The sequence below is a fragment of the Nitrosopumilus adriaticus genome (assembly GCF_000956175.1).
GTDB classification, from domain to species: domain Archaea; phylum Thermoproteota; class Nitrososphaeria; order Nitrososphaerales; family Nitrosopumilaceae; genus Nitrosopumilus; species Nitrosopumilus adriaticus.
The window spans coordinates 1,665,495-1,680,942 of sequence record NZ_CP011070.1; the positions used below are offsets into that span (position 1 = coordinate 1,665,495).

Annotated in this window: 22 protein-coding genes and 1 tRNA gene; 17 read left to right on the top strand and 6 right to left on the bottom strand. The window is 31.7% G+C overall.

Annotation, left to right across the window (positions count from 1 at the left end; genetic code table 11):
- The first annotated feature begins 73 nt into the window (after positions 1-73).
- Positions 74-1,867, top strand: coding sequence for a sensor histidine kinase (locus NADRNF5_RS09860; RefSeq protein WP_048118191.1), 1,794 nt, complete (start codon positions 74-76; stop codon positions 1,865-1,867).
- Here NADRNF5_RS09860 and NADRNF5_RS09865 read toward each other — a convergent pair.
- From NADRNF5_RS09865 to NADRNF5_RS09870, 3 genes are read right to left on the bottom strand one after another with little or no spacing between them, the layout of a single operon-like run.
- On the bottom strand, positions 1,862-2,416 hold the full coding sequence (locus tag NADRNF5_RS09865; RefSeq protein ID WP_048118194.1) for a class I SAM-dependent methyltransferase: 555 nt from the start codon (positions 2,414-2,416) through the stop codon (positions 1,862-1,864). The genes NADRNF5_RS09860 and NADRNF5_RS09865 overlap by 6 nt on opposite strands.
- Before the next feature lie 38 nt (positions 2,417-2,454).
- Positions 2,455-2,616, bottom strand: a complete 162-nt coding sequence (locus NADRNF5_RS11490) for a hypothetical protein (RefSeq protein ID WP_192828326.1) — start codon at positions 2,614-2,616, stop codon at positions 2,455-2,457.
- A gap of 41 nt (positions 2,617-2,657) precedes the next feature.
- Positions 2,658-3,572, bottom strand: a complete 915-nt coding sequence (locus NADRNF5_RS09870) for a branched-chain amino acid transaminase (RefSeq protein ID WP_048119569.1) — start codon at positions 3,570-3,572, stop codon at positions 2,658-2,660.
- Between the two features lie 97 nt (positions 3,573-3,669).
- On the opposite strand from NADRNF5_RS09870, the gene NADRNF5_RS09875 reads away from it, so the two are divergent.
- Entirely contained in the window at positions 3,670-3,876 is a 207-nt protein-coding gene (locus tag NADRNF5_RS09875; protein ID WP_048118197.1) for a hypothetical protein, read from the top strand.
- Positions 3,877-4,026: 150 nt separating this feature from the next.
- Here the strand turns inward: NADRNF5_RS09875 and NADRNF5_RS09880 are convergent, their stop codons facing one another.
- Together NADRNF5_RS09880 and NADRNF5_RS09885 are read right to left on the bottom strand one after the other, a co-directional pair.
- Positions 4,027-5,442: an amino acid kinase family protein gene (locus NADRNF5_RS09880; protein ID WP_048118208.1), complete on the bottom strand. Its 1,416-nt coding sequence runs from the start codon at positions 5,440-5,442 to the stop codon at positions 4,027-4,029.
- Positions 5,443-5,487: 45 nt separating this feature from the next.
- The gene (locus NADRNF5_RS09885; RefSeq protein WP_048118212.1) at positions 5,488-6,501 is read right to left on the bottom strand and encodes a glycosyltransferase; all 1,014 of its coding nucleotides are present in this window, start codon (positions 6,499-6,501) and stop codon (positions 5,488-5,490) included.
- 79 nt (positions 6,502-6,580) lie between these two features.
- On the opposite strand from NADRNF5_RS09885, the gene NADRNF5_RS09890 reads away from it, so the two are divergent.
- The 7 genes from NADRNF5_RS09890 (at position 6,581) to NADRNF5_RS09920 (ending at position 11,251) form a co-directional block, all read left to right on the top strand.
- A tRNA-Val gene (locus NADRNF5_RS09890) sits at positions 6,581-6,655 on the top strand.
- Positions 6,656-6,699: 44 nt separating this feature from the next.
- Positions 6,700-7,890: a site-specific integrase gene (locus NADRNF5_RS09895; protein ID WP_048118215.1), complete on the top strand. Its 1,191-nt coding sequence runs from the start codon at positions 6,700-6,702 to the stop codon at positions 7,888-7,890.
- Between the two features lie 216 nt (positions 7,891-8,106).
- On the top strand, positions 8,107-8,238 hold the full coding sequence (locus NADRNF5_RS11835) for a hypothetical protein (protein WP_257719699.1): 132 nt from the start codon (positions 8,107-8,109) through the stop codon (positions 8,236-8,238).
- Between the two features lie 192 nt (positions 8,239-8,430).
- The gene (locus NADRNF5_RS09905; RefSeq protein WP_048118226.1) at positions 8,431-8,994 is read left to right on the top strand and encodes an HNH endonuclease signature motif containing protein; all 564 of its coding nucleotides are present in this window, start codon (positions 8,431-8,433) and stop codon (positions 8,992-8,994) included.
- Positions 8,995-9,508: 514 nt separating this feature from the next.
- Positions 9,509-10,369 carry a hypothetical protein gene (locus tag NADRNF5_RS09910; protein ID WP_048118229.1) on the top strand — a complete coding sequence of 287 codons (861 nt, stop codon included), beginning with the start codon at positions 9,509-9,511 and terminating at the stop codon, positions 10,367-10,369.
- A 165-nt stretch (positions 10,370-10,534) separates the two neighbouring features.
- Positions 10,535-10,786 carry a hypothetical protein gene (locus tag NADRNF5_RS09915; protein WP_148313097.1) on the top strand — a complete coding sequence of 84 codons (252 nt, stop codon included), beginning with the start codon at positions 10,535-10,537 and terminating at the stop codon, positions 10,784-10,786.
- A gap of 138 nt (positions 10,787-10,924) precedes the next feature.
- On the top strand, positions 10,925-11,251 hold the full coding sequence (locus NADRNF5_RS09920) for a hypothetical protein (protein ID WP_048118235.1): 327 nt from the start codon (positions 10,925-10,927) through the stop codon (positions 11,249-11,251).
- 19 nt (positions 11,252-11,270) lie between these two features.
- Here NADRNF5_RS09920 and NADRNF5_RS09925 read toward each other — a convergent pair whose 3' ends face one another.
- Positions 11,271-11,627 carry a hypothetical protein gene (locus tag NADRNF5_RS09925; RefSeq protein ID WP_048118238.1) on the bottom strand — a complete coding sequence of 119 codons (357 nt, stop codon included), beginning with the start codon at positions 11,625-11,627 and terminating at the stop codon, positions 11,271-11,273.
- 148 nt (positions 11,628-11,775) lie between these two features.
- Here NADRNF5_RS09925 and NADRNF5_RS09930 point away from each other — a divergent pair, with 148 nt between their 5' ends.
- From NADRNF5_RS09930 to NADRNF5_RS10780, 8 genes are all read left to right on the top strand, one after another.
- Entirely contained in the window at positions 11,776-12,108 is a 333-nt protein-coding gene (locus NADRNF5_RS09930; RefSeq protein ID WP_048118241.1) for a hypothetical protein, read from the top strand.
- Entirely contained in the window at positions 12,092-12,352 is a 261-nt protein-coding gene (locus tag NADRNF5_RS09935; protein WP_048118244.1) for a multiubiquitin domain-containing protein, read from the top strand. The genes NADRNF5_RS09930 and NADRNF5_RS09935 overlap by 17 nt, the downstream gene beginning before the upstream one ends.
- Complete coding sequence (locus tag NADRNF5_RS09940; RefSeq protein ID WP_052661938.1) at positions 12,327-13,181, top strand: ThiF family adenylyltransferase; 855 nt, start codon at positions 12,327-12,329, stop codon at positions 13,179-13,181. Before NADRNF5_RS09935 ends, NADRNF5_RS09940 begins: the two co-directional genes overlap by 26 nt.
- Complete coding sequence (locus tag NADRNF5_RS10775; protein WP_148313098.1) at positions 13,148-13,513, top strand: hypothetical protein; 366 nt, start codon at positions 13,148-13,150, stop codon at positions 13,511-13,513. Before NADRNF5_RS09940 ends, NADRNF5_RS10775 begins: the two co-directional genes overlap by 34 nt.
- Positions 13,503-13,874: a ubiquitination-like system serine protease family protein gene (locus NADRNF5_RS09945; RefSeq protein ID WP_048118247.1), complete on the top strand. Its 372-nt coding sequence runs from the start codon at positions 13,503-13,505 to the stop codon at positions 13,872-13,874. Before NADRNF5_RS10775 ends, NADRNF5_RS09945 begins: the two co-directional genes overlap by 11 nt.
- Positions 13,862-14,173, top strand: coding sequence for a hypothetical protein (locus NADRNF5_RS09950; protein ID WP_048118250.1), 312 nt, complete (start codon positions 13,862-13,864; stop codon positions 14,171-14,173). Before NADRNF5_RS09945 ends, NADRNF5_RS09950 begins: the two co-directional genes overlap by 13 nt.
- Positions 14,174-14,258: 85 nt before the next feature.
- Positions 14,259-14,531, top strand: a complete 273-nt coding sequence (locus tag NADRNF5_RS09955) for a hypothetical protein (protein ID WP_048118253.1) — start codon at positions 14,259-14,261, stop codon at positions 14,529-14,531.
- Between the two features lie 33 nt (positions 14,532-14,564).
- On the top strand, positions 14,565-15,446 hold the full coding sequence (locus tag NADRNF5_RS10780) for a CAP domain-containing protein (protein ID WP_052661941.1): 882 nt from the start codon (positions 14,565-14,567) through the stop codon (positions 15,444-15,446).
- The last annotated feature ends 2 nt before the right edge of the window (positions 15,447-15,448 follow it).

The window sequence follows — 15,448 nt, forward strand, 5'->3', positions numbered from 1 at the left end:
TAGAAACCATCGTTGTATAAAAAATACATCTTTATACATTCTCAAATTTAGGTGATTTGGAAGGGCTTAATAGTTGAGTAGTGGTGTTTTATCAAAATCAAGTATAAACCATAAACAAATTTTAATTTTATTAATTTTAGTTTTAGTAGTAATTACTACAATCTATCAATTAAGACCATTTCTTGATGATGAGCAATTTAGTTGGATATCAATTCCAACATATTCAATTCTTCCAGGATTACTCACGGTTTATTCTAGCGTTCTTGCAATAAAATTACACAAGCAAAAACACTTTCAAGCAAAAGCATTTTTTTTCTTCGCACTAGGAAATGTATGTTGGTTTATAGCTGAACAAATTTGGCAAGCATATGATCATCTTTGGAATGAAGACCCATTTCCATCTGAAGCTGATGTTTTTTTTATTGCGTCTTACCCATTTATGATAATTTTTCTATTTCTCTCCATCAAACCCATCCTTAAATCAATTAGTAGAAATGTTTGGTTGTTTTCACTTGCTTTATCTTTCTCATTTTTGATACCATCTGTTTTAGCTGCGTATGATGATATGGTAGGTGAACAAGCATTTGCAACATCTATTGCTCTAACATATCCTATATTATCATCAATTCAATTAATTCCAGCAATTATTGGTTTACTGTTTCTTAGTAAAAAAGGGATAAATTTTTCATGGATGTTGTTATTATCTGGATTTATAATTAATAGCATAGCTGATTCTTTTTTCCTCTTTGTAGAACTTGATGGCTCCTATTATGATGGGCATCCAGTTGATTTGATCTTTGTATATGGTTTCATTTTGTTAATTTTTTCCCTTCACACCCGCTTAAAAATTTCGAACATTCCTAATTCTGAAAATTATGGAATGCTATTTCATGAAAATTTGCAATATGACACAATTCATAAATTTGGAATTCCATTAACTTTATCCATTATTTGCTTGATTGTTACAACAATTTTAGTTCATTCAGTTTTCATTGAATCCGAAGAAAGTATTTCTGCTCAGAGTATTACATTTGGAATTGTTGTAATGCTTGTTGTTTTTGTAACAATTATTTTAACAATCAATAGAAATCTATCAAAATTAGTCAAAATTAGAACTAACGAGCTTGAAAAGCAAAAAAATAATCTAGAACATCTTGTTGAGGAAAAAACTCAAGAATTATTGAAATCCGAACGCCTATCTGCAATTGGGGAGTTATCTGGTCGTCTAGCACATGACATGAGAAATCCATTGTCAGTAATGAAAATGTCTGTAGATTTGATAAATCAGAGTGATGGTGAAACGAAGATTTCTGATGTTAAAGTAGTAGAACGATTAGATTTAATCAAAAAAAGTATTGATAGGATTTCTCATCAAGTAGATGATGTTTTGAGTTATGTAAGAAGATCTCCATTAAAATTAATTTCAGTGTCTTTATCAGAATTGATACAAGATTGTATAAAAAAAATTAATCTACCAGATAATATAAAATTGAAATTTATTAAAAATGATTTACAAATTAAATGTGATCCAGTAAAACTAGAAGCTGTTATCATTAATCTTATTGTAAATGCAATTCAGGAAATTCCAAATGGCGGTAATATCGAGATAAGATCATTTGAAAATGATGAATTTATGGTAATTGAATTCATTGATTCAGGAAAAGGAATATCAAATGAAAGTATTGACAAGGTATTTGAACCTCTATTCACTACTAAACAAAAAGGAACTGGTTTGGGATTGGCTAGTTGTAAAAATATTGTAGAGCAACATCTAGGCAAAATTTCTGTGAGAAATAACCCGACAACATTTACTATAATGATTCCAAAGGAATTACAACAAATTTCTAAAGGTTCAAAGCAATCATAATTTCTTTAGTAAAGTAAATCTTGATTTATCAGGATCTATATCTTCATGCATGTCCACATTACTTACAATTCTTACATTGTAATTTAACCACCTTTTGTAGACATTTCGAAATTTGTGATTTTCATCTATCTGTTTTTCTGTTTCTTCAAATTTTTCACAATTCATAATGTATTTTCCGGCAACCCGATGCATTTCTGCAATTCCTTTATCAAGTGTGTCATCATCTAAATAATTCAATAATTGATGTGTGAAAACAAAATCAATTGAGGAATCCTCAAATGGCAAATCAGTAATACTTGATTTCTTAAAATTTGCAAAGGGTATCTTTAGTTTTGCAATTTCTAATGCATTATCATTTAGATCAACTCCATGAATTTGAAAATCTTTTGTAAATAGTCTCAAATCTATTCCAGTGCCACACCCTATCTCAAGTATGCTGGTGCAATGCAAGGATGTAGCCAAATCTCGAGTAAATTTTGAAAATTCTTCATTGTATCTTGCCTCATTGTCATTAGCATATTTGTCCCAAAATTCCTTTTTGTAACTCATAAAATTATTGATTAAAAGCCGTATTTGATATTAATTATTCAATGCTGGCATTTACACGGAATTAGTTTTGTATCAAAAGTGCAATCATGTGGTCCATCTGATTTGCCTTGAGTGGGAATTTCTTTCATGCAGTCTTCATGACGCCCTTTTCTACAAAACCAGCAAATATCATGAGTTTCTCCAGGTGTGCATGAATCCATAATTTTTTATCAATTTTGAAGGTAAAAAACTTCGTGATAAATTAGATAAATGTCAACCATGGCAAAAATCTCTCATCTTTACCCATTACCACATCAGAAAATGATTTTTGTAGTGCTTTTGTTATGTTGCCCATCTTTCCATTTCCAATTTTTACTTTATCTACCTGAGTCACAGATTTTACTTCAGCTGCAGTGCCAGTCATAAAAATTTCATCAGCTGAATAAAGATCATCTCTTTCAAGATCTCGCTCTATAACAAAACCACTATTCTCTTCAATGATTTGAATAACACTGTCTCTAGTAATTCCTTCTAAACCACCCGCTGAAAGAGGAGGTGTTTGAATAATGTCATCTTTTACTACGAATATGTTTTCAGCACTTCCTTCTGCAACGTTTCCATGTGAATTTAACATTATAGCTTCATCATATCCATTTTCTAATGCTTCCATTCTTGCAAGTGCAGCATTTGCATAGTTTGATGCAGCTTTTGCTTGCATTGGTTGAGATCTTGAATCAATTTTCATCCAGCTTGACATTTTACATTTTGCTCCAGAGAATTTACCTGCTTTTGACTCACCCATTTTCCATTCCCAACATGCAATGGAAACATCTACTTTATTTTCAGTAGGAGTAAGCCCCATTGTTCCGTATCCATAATATGCTAGTGGTCTAATGTATGATTCTTTTAGTCCGCTTGCTTTGACAGTTTTAATTATTGCATCTGAAATTTCTTTTTTTGTAAATTGCATTTTCATTGAATATAGTTTTGCAGATTTGAAGAATCTATCAAGATGTTCAGGTAATCGAAATATTGCTGAACCGCTAGGAGTATCATAGCAACGAATACCCTCAAAGATAGATGTGGAATAGTGTAATGCGTGAGTCAGTACATGGACTTTGGCATCTTTGAACGGTACCAATTTTCCATTCATCCATATTTTACCAACTTCTTTCATAGGAGTCGAAAAAAACAATGCTAATTTAAAGAATTATCTTTTAATGGTATTTTGAGTGAATATGAAACTAAATATCTGATGAAATACAAATAATTCTATGAACTGGACTCTAGGCTTTGTATCAATTGTGCTTTTAGTAGTAGGCTTAGTAGGACAGGCTTTTGAAATGAGAAAAATTCGTTTGACTACATACAAGGATGAAGATGCAGGCTCGGCCAATATTTTCATGAATAAAAGAAATCTAAAATGGTATGCTATTTTGGGGGTTGGAATAATTTTGTGGTATATTTCTGAGCGTATGTAGATTATCTATATAGATCAGCTCTATATACTAGAAATTGTAAGTTATAGTATCGCGTGTTTAGGGTAACGCCCGGACTGAATCTAGATAATGGTCCAAGAACAAACCCTCGATGGCGCTTACAGGTGTAAAAACCCGTACGCCACACTTTTACTAAATAAAATTAATATTTGAAATCTCTTGGTGTATTGCTTTGATTGCATTTTTTATATTGTCGCCAGCATCTTCTACAACAATAATAATTCGTGAAGTCTCTTCTTGTGCATCCATATTCAATATGTTTAATCCAGCATCGCCAATCTTTGCACTTGTCCTTGATGCAACTTGCTGTACTCTCCACATCTCATCACCAATTAGCGTAATAACTCCTCGGTTGTATGTAATTGTTGCAAGAGAATCAAATCCTAAAAGATATTTTTCATTTCTCTTAACATAATCTCCATCTAAAAATAAAATTCTAGAAAATTCAATTCCATCTTTTGTAAATGGAGATAATATTACAAACTCACTGTATCGCTTGTCTTTTTCTAATGAGATTAGTAATTTTTGAATGGAGCTAGTCTCAATTCTAAATATTGCGCAATTTTCTTTTCCAGTAACAATTTTGATGGGATGACCTTTTTGCTCATCCAATATTCTCTTTATGGTAGTAATTTTTTCAGGATTTTTCATATTTGTGATTGTTATCGGAAGATCAACACCATTTTCTACAATTTCTTTAATTGCAATTGGATCTAATATTTTCATTCCAAACATTCCTGCAAGTCTTGCTTCATTGTATGACAATTGAGATACTTCACGTAGATTAGTTTCTACAATTTTCGGATCAGCAGAAACTACTGCACTGTCTTTCTCAAAATCTATACTTGTTTCATATTTTTTATGAAATAATATTCCAAGATCTGCTGCCGTCCTATCAGAACCCCCACGCTCATATGTGGTTAAGACATCATCAATTGTTTTTCCAATAAATCCACCTATAGTAACTACCTCATTTTCATCTACAAGTTGTGAAATTTTATCAATATTTTCTCTTGATTTAGATGCTAGGAAATTGGTAGATTCAATGTTATTATCTGTGATTATTGGCCAATCATCAAAATCTACAGAATCAGATTTCACACCATTACTTTTTAGAATGTAATTCATCATATGAGACATTAGTATCTCTCCAGAAAATGCCAGTGCTCTTGAGCGTGTTTCATCCACAAATTCTTTGTTCCCAAATGCTTCATCTAGTGCTTTTTGTGCTTTTTCTAAATTCAAGTTTAGGATTTTTTTACAATTTTCAATATTTTCAGAATTTATCATTTCAAGAATTTTTTGATATGTCGATGCTACAATATCTAGAGAAGGAGTAATTCCATTCTGTGCATTTTCTCCCTGCTCCAAAATTACATCAGTTAATGACCGTTTTTTTCCATTGTGTATAGTCAATGGTGCAGAAAAAACGGCAATTACTTTTGATTCTTTTTTTAAATTATTAATACGCTGAATAATTTTTGGAATTGATTCACCATTAGGGCCTATTGCACTGCCACCAAATTTTGCAACTACAAGTTTAGTCATAGCACTTTATCAAAACTCAGTGGCCTTCTATTAAGCATTTGATTTTTAGATTAATTTTTCAATAATATTTGATGCCGTTTTTGCACCATCGGAATTTACTGGATTTCTCTTTTCTTCAAGTTTTTCTAAAATTAGAGAATCTAATCTTTGAACATCATCAAAAACAAATCCTTGTTCTCTTGCATTATCTTCTTGTTCAAAATGACCTTTTATTGGAATAAATATTGCCGGAGTTCCATAAGCATTTGCCTCATCTATTGTAGATTTACCTGCCAATGAAATTAGTAAATCTGCTGCAAAAATCAATTCGTGTAAATTATCAACAAACCCCAAATTTGTGACATTTTCGAATTTTCTAGTAATTGCTGGACCAGATATCAAAATGACATCAATGTCTTGATTAATTTTTGAAATAGAATCTAATGCTTTTTCAATAAGAAAAACCCCTGCATCAGTTCCACCTATTGATACAACAATTGTTTTTCCTTTAAATGAGAATTTTTCTCGTAATTCATCTCTTGAATGATTTGTAGTTCTAACGATTGGCCCAACTCTTTTGATATTATCAATATCATCTCCATGTTCAGGAAGAATAACTAGATCACATTTTCGAGATATTTCCTGCATTGACTTGTTCATTTTTTTCTCAATTAATAATGCTAGTCCTCTAGTAAAACGAGTCTCTAAGATATCAGTTATCAGAACTGTTGGAATTCCCATTGTTTGTGCAACAGTCAATGATGCAAAATCTTCATCACTTATCACCAAATTTGGATTATCAATGTACAGAATCTTCTCTGAGATGCTTTTGCAATCTTTGTAATATTTGTAATAATTCCAAAGCCACCTTGCAGGATTCTTTAGATTTCCATTTTCTACAATAAAAGATGGGGGTTCGTATACATCTCGAAAATTAAAATGTAAATTTCCCAGAATTTTAGCAGCTCCACTACCTGTTACAAAATTTGTAGATATTTTTTCAAAATTATTTACAATCGCAATATCTCTAGTTACATGGCCTAAACCAATAGGACTAGAAAAAAAATTACAAATATTCATGAAATGCTTATTTTTTAATCAAATTTCTAGATTCTCCCATGTCTCAAAGTTTAAATGGATTTTAACAAGGTAGGTTTCTGGGCTCATAGTCCAGGTCGGTTATGACGTCGCCCTTACACGGCGAAGATCCGGGGTTCAAATCCCCGTGGGCCCATACCCTATATTGGGACTAAAATAGGACGCACTCGTGCCTAAAGTATGGAAATATCCTTTGATGAAGTAAATTCCAGATCTGATCCTTACCAATTATTCTTGGATTCAATTCGTAGTCCTTCAACTCTACGTCGTTACAAGAATCTATTACAGACATTTCTCAAGCTTGTTCCAAACAAGTTCTATACAGAATCTCTAGGAAAAACTCCACAAGACAGAGAACCTGCAACTCTAGCTAAATTCTTTGTAGAGTTGGCAAGAAAAGATATGAAACTAGCTTCAAACATTATTGCTACATTCATCAAAGCTGACAGAAAGCGAGTTGAATCTGGAGAGATTAGCTCACAAACCATTCCTAATCACATAAAACCAATCAAAGTTTTGCTTGATGCCAATAGTGTTCCAATCCACTGGAAGTCATTAAACAAACTACTCCCACGAAGAGAGGCAAAGTCAAAAGACAGGGCATACACCAAAGAGGAAATTCAAAAGATGTTTGAGGTTTCAAGCAACATTACAGACAGGGTTTTGATTTTGATGTTCTCATCAGGTGGTTTCAGATTGGAAGCTTGGGATTACTTTACTTGGAAAGATATCATATTTTTCAAAAATGATGATGGTTCCTACAAAGGTGCTGCATTGCTAATCTACAGAGGAGATCCAGAAAGTTATTTTACATTTATCACTCCAGAAGCTTGTAAAGCACTAGAAGTTTATCGTGAAAATTGGAAAGCAGACATTGGTGTTTATCCAAAACCAGATGATCCTTTAATCAAGACAGTTGCATCCCCTATGATTCGAAGACTTGCTCAGAAAGGAGTAAGAAAGAGAATAGATAAAGTTGTGACCGATATTGGTTTGAGACCGCCACTACCTCTAGGAGTTAGAAGACATGAAGTCCAGCTTGATCATGGCTTTAGAAAATATTTCAATACAATGCTTAGACGTGCTAAAGTAGATTATTTGGATAAAGAAGACATGATGGGGCACAAAGTAGGTCTTGAAAAACACTATGAGAGATACCAAGAAGAAGATTTTGAGCGATTCCCCGAGTACCAAAAGGCAATTCCATTCTTGACCATCTCTGATGAAGAAAAGATTAGATTTGAAAATGAAAAACTATTAGGGGAAAAATCTGATCTTGAGAAAAAGAATGAAGAGTTAATGAAAATGCAACTTGATATGGACAAAATCAAGCAAAGATTAGATATTTCTGAAAATTTTGAAAAAGTTTAACTATTTTAATTACATACCTAGAATGTAAAAGTAATTTTTACAATAACCTTTCAAGACGACGCTTACCGTCGTGAGAATAGTTCTTTAAATACTATTTTAAAACTAGTTAGAATTTTCTTTTGAAATGTACATTTTGGATAATTTTATTTCAAATTCATTTTCAAATCTAAAGGTATCAAATTAGTTCCTTTAAACAAGTTAATTCATTTAATGAATATGAATCCAAAATCTCACCATATTGTTGTATCTGAAATTAATTTTGAAAAACTAAAACTACTTGGAAACAAAGGTGATTCATTTGATAATATAATATCCAAACTTTTAGAGGTACAAAAGAATGATTTTTGAACCTATTTTTCGTTGTAAATGCAAAAAATCTAAAACAAATAGAATGATTCTTGATGGAGGAACAAAGGGGAATTATACTATTGAACTATGTTCTACTTGTTATAATAACCATAATAAAAAATTCCTAATTTCTGAAGAAATAATTTCTAAATCAAACATTTCTCTCTCACAGAACCAAAATCAAGTGATACTATGAATAGAACTCTTACTGGAAAGATGAAAGTAGAATTTTTTCAGATTTTACTTCGACGTGATGGTGGATTCAATTGTTTCTATTGTAGATGTGATTTACTCAACATATCTTGGGTTTACGAGCACTTGGATAACAATTCTGCACATAGTCAAATTGAAAATATTGTTTTATCATGTCAATCATGTAATGTGAAAAAGAAAAATGATTTTGATATGCAATTATTAGCATTAGAAAAGAAGAAACAGAATGAAAAATCAAACTATCCGTGTGAGAGAGAAAAGATAGAGAGATCAGGCCCAACTTTGAGTCCCGAAATGGATGCTAATCAACAAAATTTTGAAATTACTAAACAATATGTTTCAGAAATTATTGAAACAGATGGTTCTATTGAATTCAAAGATGCGATGGATTCTGTAGCTTACACATGTTTTGAAAAAACAGGTACTGGTAGTCAAGTTTCAGTACGAAGATATCTTGATGCATTATGTTCACAAGCTGGACCATTCAAGATTATTGATAATGAAAAGAAAAAACGCAGTATTGTAAAAAGAACCGGTCAGTAATTTTGGCACAATTACTGCCATTTCACGCCTAATTTTTGTTACAAAATGGCAGTAAAAATTAGAATCGTCATATTTTAAAAAAATTGAGACTAAATGTATCACATTAGGCGTACTTTTTAGGCTAAAATGAGACATAAATTTTTCAGAAAATGAGAAAATCACTGTCATTATAGGCACAATTTTTGCTCAAAAATGACAGTAAGATTATCACAACCCTACGTTCCCAGGATTGTAAGGTCTAGGATGTTTTATCGTATCTAAAAAAAATTATTGTTTGAGTACACTAGGATCTTGAAACACAGATCTAATTGTGTGTACCAGTACTGTAAGATTATCTGTGTCCATTTCTATCCCCAAAAAAGTAGCTGAGTCTCTAAAGAATTGGAATTGAAAACAATCTTTATGAGAAATTTGATTTTTGTTGAATTAACTAGTCTTTTAATAGATTCATAATCTATTATGAATCAAATAAATGAACATAAATTAAAAACAAAAGGAGTATCGAAAAACAAACATGTCCACGATCAATAATCAGTTTTATGATTTTCTAAAAAAATCACAACCATTAGCTTTTCTAGGTTCATTTTCAATGTTAATTGCAGTTTTTGCTGAACCAAATGATGGGATGGAAGCAGTATATCAAAATGCAGCAATGGCATCATTTGTATTTATTTTTTCATTTATTTTTTCATTACTTAGTCAATTTGCAATTCAAAGTGAAGAAAAAGAGGGAATAGAACCAACATTTATTCCAGAATTTTTAAGATATGGAACATATGCATTGTTAGGAATTGGGATATTGTATCTTGTTTTGACAATTTTAGAATTTAAAGAAAATTTCCCGGCATTAGATGGAATTATTGTAGGTTGGGTTTCATTATTTATTGGAATCGTATGGTTATATTCAGTAAAGGGATTTTATCTTTCAATAAAAAAATCTACAAACTTTTTTGGACCTATATTCAAAATTGTAGGAGTTTTTGCTGGAATATCTGCTGCATGTTCACTTATAATTATTGGTGGAAGTGAAATATTTAGTGCAATGTATGGAATTGAAATTCCTTGGATTTTCGTTTTTGCAATGATGTTCAGTGTAGCATATTTTGGTCTTGGATATGCAGTAATATTGTTAATCACTTCAATTTTAAGAAAAACATCAGAAGAGAAATATTCAGATTTTCCAGGAGTCTATGTTAAAAAACAAAGTAAAATTGGTAGAATTTACAGTATTGGGTTTACGGGAATAATGTTAATTTTTATAATATCTTCAATATTCTCTATTAATTCTCTCAATTCAGTATTAGAAATTAATCTTGATGAATTTGTAACTATTACAGACAGCATTATAATAAATCAGTCTTCAGCAAATCCATAATGTTGGAGAAATTATAATCTCCAACTGATTTTGTAAATTCTTTCAAGGATTGGAGTTGATTATCTCCCAAGAAAGGTTCAAGCTTCAACTGGCTCATAATCTTTGATAGATTTTTTGTAATTGTTACCTGAAATTATCTTTGTGAGAGTCAAAAGAGGAATTGATATGATTGATTTTCTAATTGAATATGAAATAAAATTACAGAAAGGAATGACAGTTCCTACAAAATCCTGGAATGTTAGTTTTGATTGTATGAGAGAGTTAGCAACATCTCTTGCAAAATCACATGAAGATAATGGACAAGTTTTGAATATTATCAAAAACGAACTCGTTGGAAAGTGCAAACATCCAAAGAATGTGAGAGATAAATCACCTAATGGTCAGTGGTATTGTATTAATTGTAACGTAGATCTTTAATATTCTTCTTATGATATGAAAGTATTTTTTGGTATTAATATGATGTTAGATGATGCATGTTAATTATTTTACATCTATATTCTATATTATGTTAATTAAAAATTAATAAGCACTTATTCCTTTATAATCATGATTTACTTGAGTGTCGAAGATAATTTATGGGCACATTTAGCTAAAACAGCGATTCTACCATGTAATGATCGTAGTACTATAGAAACCGATCTTTCTGAACATCCATGGGTAGTTCATTCTTTTAGTTTTGATTGTATTACCATCAACGGTGTTATTTTTAGAGATGTGCATGCTACTGTTGATATCAATGGTGTTTCAGAAATAACTTTCACTGGCTTTGATTCTCCTGGACATGTAGATCTTTCTTCTGCTTTACTTAACTTAGATGAGATGGAAGGTAATCTTAGAGAACAATTGCGATCATTTACTGAAAATAATGATGATTTAGTATAAAGAATAAAATAGAAAATGATTATGAATTAATCATTTTTTTAATTAATGGTAAATACTCCTCGAGCAATATCTCTTTGTCCTTTGTCAATGTAAACACTTTCACTGCTCTTGTAACTTTTTTACCACCATTGTCTATGTGACGTACCTGCCATTCACTTGAAACTATTTTCAACTTCTCTAGACTTCGTAAAATTTCTTGTGTAGAGGTTTTACTGCCTGCAACTTTTCCTTGTATTTCATTGAAATACGATCCTTTTTTGTCACATAAAATGGAAATTATTTTTGCTGCTTTCCCATTTTTCAACACATATGCCAAAACCTTCATTTCTGATGTACCTAGATTTTTTGGCAATAATTTTGTGCTTGATGCTTCCATAATACTTCAAGTATCACGCTGATCAGTATAAAAATGCAATGATGTCATATTTGATCTTACAATCAATTTTTGTAATCTTTCTCTCTCTAGGCATGATTTAATCCTATATGTTTATATATATCGGTATTCTAATAATACTTGAAGTACGATGATGAAGTATGATTATGATACTGATGAAAAAAGAATAATTAAGCTAGTGACAAAACAGCCATGTTCATTTAATGAAATAAAATTAGTAGAATCAATTAACTCTCTACGTCTATCTGAAATTCTTCATGGTTTAGAAAAAGAAGGTTCAATCTATTCCATGTGGAAACATGAAAAAATTTTGAAAGATGATAAACCGTATACAAGAATGAGACGCATTTATCTTATTTCTAATTTATTTCAGTTATCAAATAAACATGATAACACTGTCTCTGCAATAAAGCCCTGCAGAACAATCAATTCAAGGATGTGTAACAATGCAAATAGAAAATGAACAATGCACCCGACACTTTAACATATTTGTTAATGCAAGGAGACATTCATGGGAAGACAAAACAATCAATTATTCACAAGTAGTTGATTTAGCATTTCCTCCTCCACATGGACCAAACGAAGTATTCACTGTACAATACAGTCGTGGTCCAAAGGAAAATCGTGAAGGTACTCTTGTAGAGGGACAGGAAGTTGAAATTAAGAGCGGAATGGTATTTGATGTCACTAGAACTGATAAATCGTAATTCTGATCTGCAACAACTTCAAAATGAAGGTTATGAGGTAGAATTTTTTAACATCTACCTCATGATCCATCATGTTCCATATGTGAATGACAAGAAACAAGTAGCATATGGAACATTAGTTTCAAAATCCAGCATATTAGAATCATCTGTAAAACCTGCAGATCATACAACACTTTGGATTGGAGATTTTCCATGTGATTGCAAAGGTTCACGATTACTCAAATTGGGGGATAATAGCGTACAAGAAAAAATTCGAGATGGATTAGTGGCTACTCGTATGTTTTCTCAAAAACCCAAAACTTCCTCAGCAGCATATGCAAACTATCATGAAAAGATGACTACCTATGTTAGGATGTTGGAAGGTGAAGCCCGTGTTATAGATCCTAATGTAACTGCTAAAACATTCTTACCTATTCAACCCACTAAGGAAGAATCTGTTTTTCATTATTTGGATACTGCTTCAACTCGTGCTGGAATTACTTTGATAAACGATAAACTAAAACAAGATCGAATTGCCATAGTAGGATTAGGCGGAACAGGCTCATATATCCTAGATTTTATGGCTAAAACCCCAGTAGGAGAAATTCACCTTTTTGATGGAGATAAATTTTATAACCATAATGCTTTTCGTTCTCCTGGAGCACCCACATATGATGAACTCTTAAACAACACAACTAAGGTAGAGTGGTTTACAGAAATTTATTCTCGTATGCGAAGAAATATCATTCCACATCCACAGATTATTGATGAAACAAACATTGGAGATTTGGATTCGATGGATTTTGTTTTTTATGTGTGGATAAAGGAGAATCAAGGGAATTATTGGTAGAGCATCTAATAAAAAATAAAATTCATTTCATAGATGTTGGAATCGGTCTCATAAATGAAAATAATTCATTAACAGGGTTGATTAGAACAACTTCTTATGATCCAATATTAAATAATAACATATCAGGAAAAATTCCTTTTGACAACAATGAAGATAATGAATATTCCACGAACATTCAAGTTGCTGAGATGAATGCATTGAGTGCCATATTTGCAATTATCAAGTGGAAAAAGATCTGTGGTTTCTATCACAGTTTTCCAAATGAAAATCATTCTGTTTATGGAATTTTTAGTAATACTTTAACAAATGAGGAGGTTGAAAATGAAGCGTAAAATGATTCGACATAAGTTTGTTGATTTAATTCCAGACATGGTAGAAGAAGGAGTAATTTACATATCTATTCCGTTTTCCACAGCTACTCACAAATGTGTATGTGGTTGTGGTGAAATTATTGTAACCCCAATCAAACCTACTGATTGGGAAATTATCTGGAATGGAGACACAGTTTCACTAAACCCGTCAATTGGAAATTGGAGTCTTCCATGTCAATCTCATTATTGGATAGAAGAAAATAAAATTATCTGGTCAAGAAAATGGAATGACTTAGAAATAGAAATAGGTCGTGAAAAAGACACAGTTGCAAAAGCTAAACATTATGGGAAATTTAGAAGGTGGCTTTCATGGATGAAGTAAAACGAACTCATAGTTGGATTTTTGGAGCTTTTGTTGGTGGACTCTTCTATGCTATATTAACAAGAACTGGAATAGATATCTCCCCATCTGGGATTGGCTTGACAATTTTGAGAGCATTTGAGCCATATGTAATTGAGCAAAGCAGAATTGTGTTTAATATTGGAGAAATTGTTTTGTATGCTATTCCAGTGATATCACTTTTAGCTATATGGTATCATCATGGAAGAAATGGATTCATAGCTTATGTGATTGTTATGATTCTAAGCTATGCATTCTTTCTTTATTTTTGGAAAGTGTAATTCACACATATCAGTGGTATTGTATGAACTGTAATTCTGATCTGTAATTACAATATGCTTAAGTTCATAAAATACTCTGAGAGATATGGCTGAAAAGATAATTCATAATGAAAGAATTTTGATTATTATGGCACTTATCCCAATATGGCCCGTACAGCTATATTCTTTTTACATGATCGAAAAAACTAGAAAGTACGGTTTAATCTTACTTGGTATTTTAGCCATATCCATTACTTGTCAAATGGTTCTTCCATTCCCTTATGGTCTTGCAGTAGCATTACCAATTACAATTGCAATTCCTGGTTATTACATGAAAAAATGGGTCAGACAATGGAATGCAAAATTAAATTCATCTTAATATCTTTAAGAACTTCATAAAATTTAGAATATTATGGGCTGTAGTCACAACTATGTTTTCACTCAAGGGTATTTCGTATGCACAAAGTGTGGTAAACGCTCCTATGGACGTTCTTACAAGAGAAAACAAGGAAAGAAAGTTACTGTAGGTGTAATCGTTGTACTAATAGTTGGGATTGCAATATTGGGATTCTCAAATGAAATATTTGAGATTAATCAAAATAATTTAGAACAGTCAATTCAAAATATGCCCCAAAGCATTCAAGAAGTTGGAGAAACTGCCAAAGATTTTGCATCTGATACGACTATCATTCTAAGAGAAACAATTGATAAACAACTAGACAATGTAAAAATGGAACCAATCGATATTCCAGTAGATGATATTCAAAGTGTTCCACAAATAATTCAAAACAATAACCCTACTAATAAAAAACCAATCATTGATAAACTAAAACTTGAACGACAAGTACATCTTCTCACCAACCAATATCGTATTGAACATGGACTTTCTCAATTAACGTGGGATGATAATTTGGCAAATATTGCAAGACATCACAGTCAAGATATGGCAATAAGAAATTACTTCTCACATGATACGCCTGAAGGAAAAGATCCTACTGATAGAGCAACATCACAAGGATATCATTGTCAAAAAAGAGTTGGAAATCTAATTTACAGTGGAATTGCTGAAAACATATTCCAAAATAATCTGTATGATACTGTATGGTATACTAATGGCATTCCATCATCCTATGACTGGAATAATTTGGATGAACTTGCTACATCAACTGTAGATGGTTGGATGGATTCTCCAGGTCATAGAGAAAACATACTAACTGCAATGTATGATAAAGAAGGTATAGGTGTAGAGATTTCCTCTGATGACAAGGTGTACATTACTCAAAATTTCTGTTGATG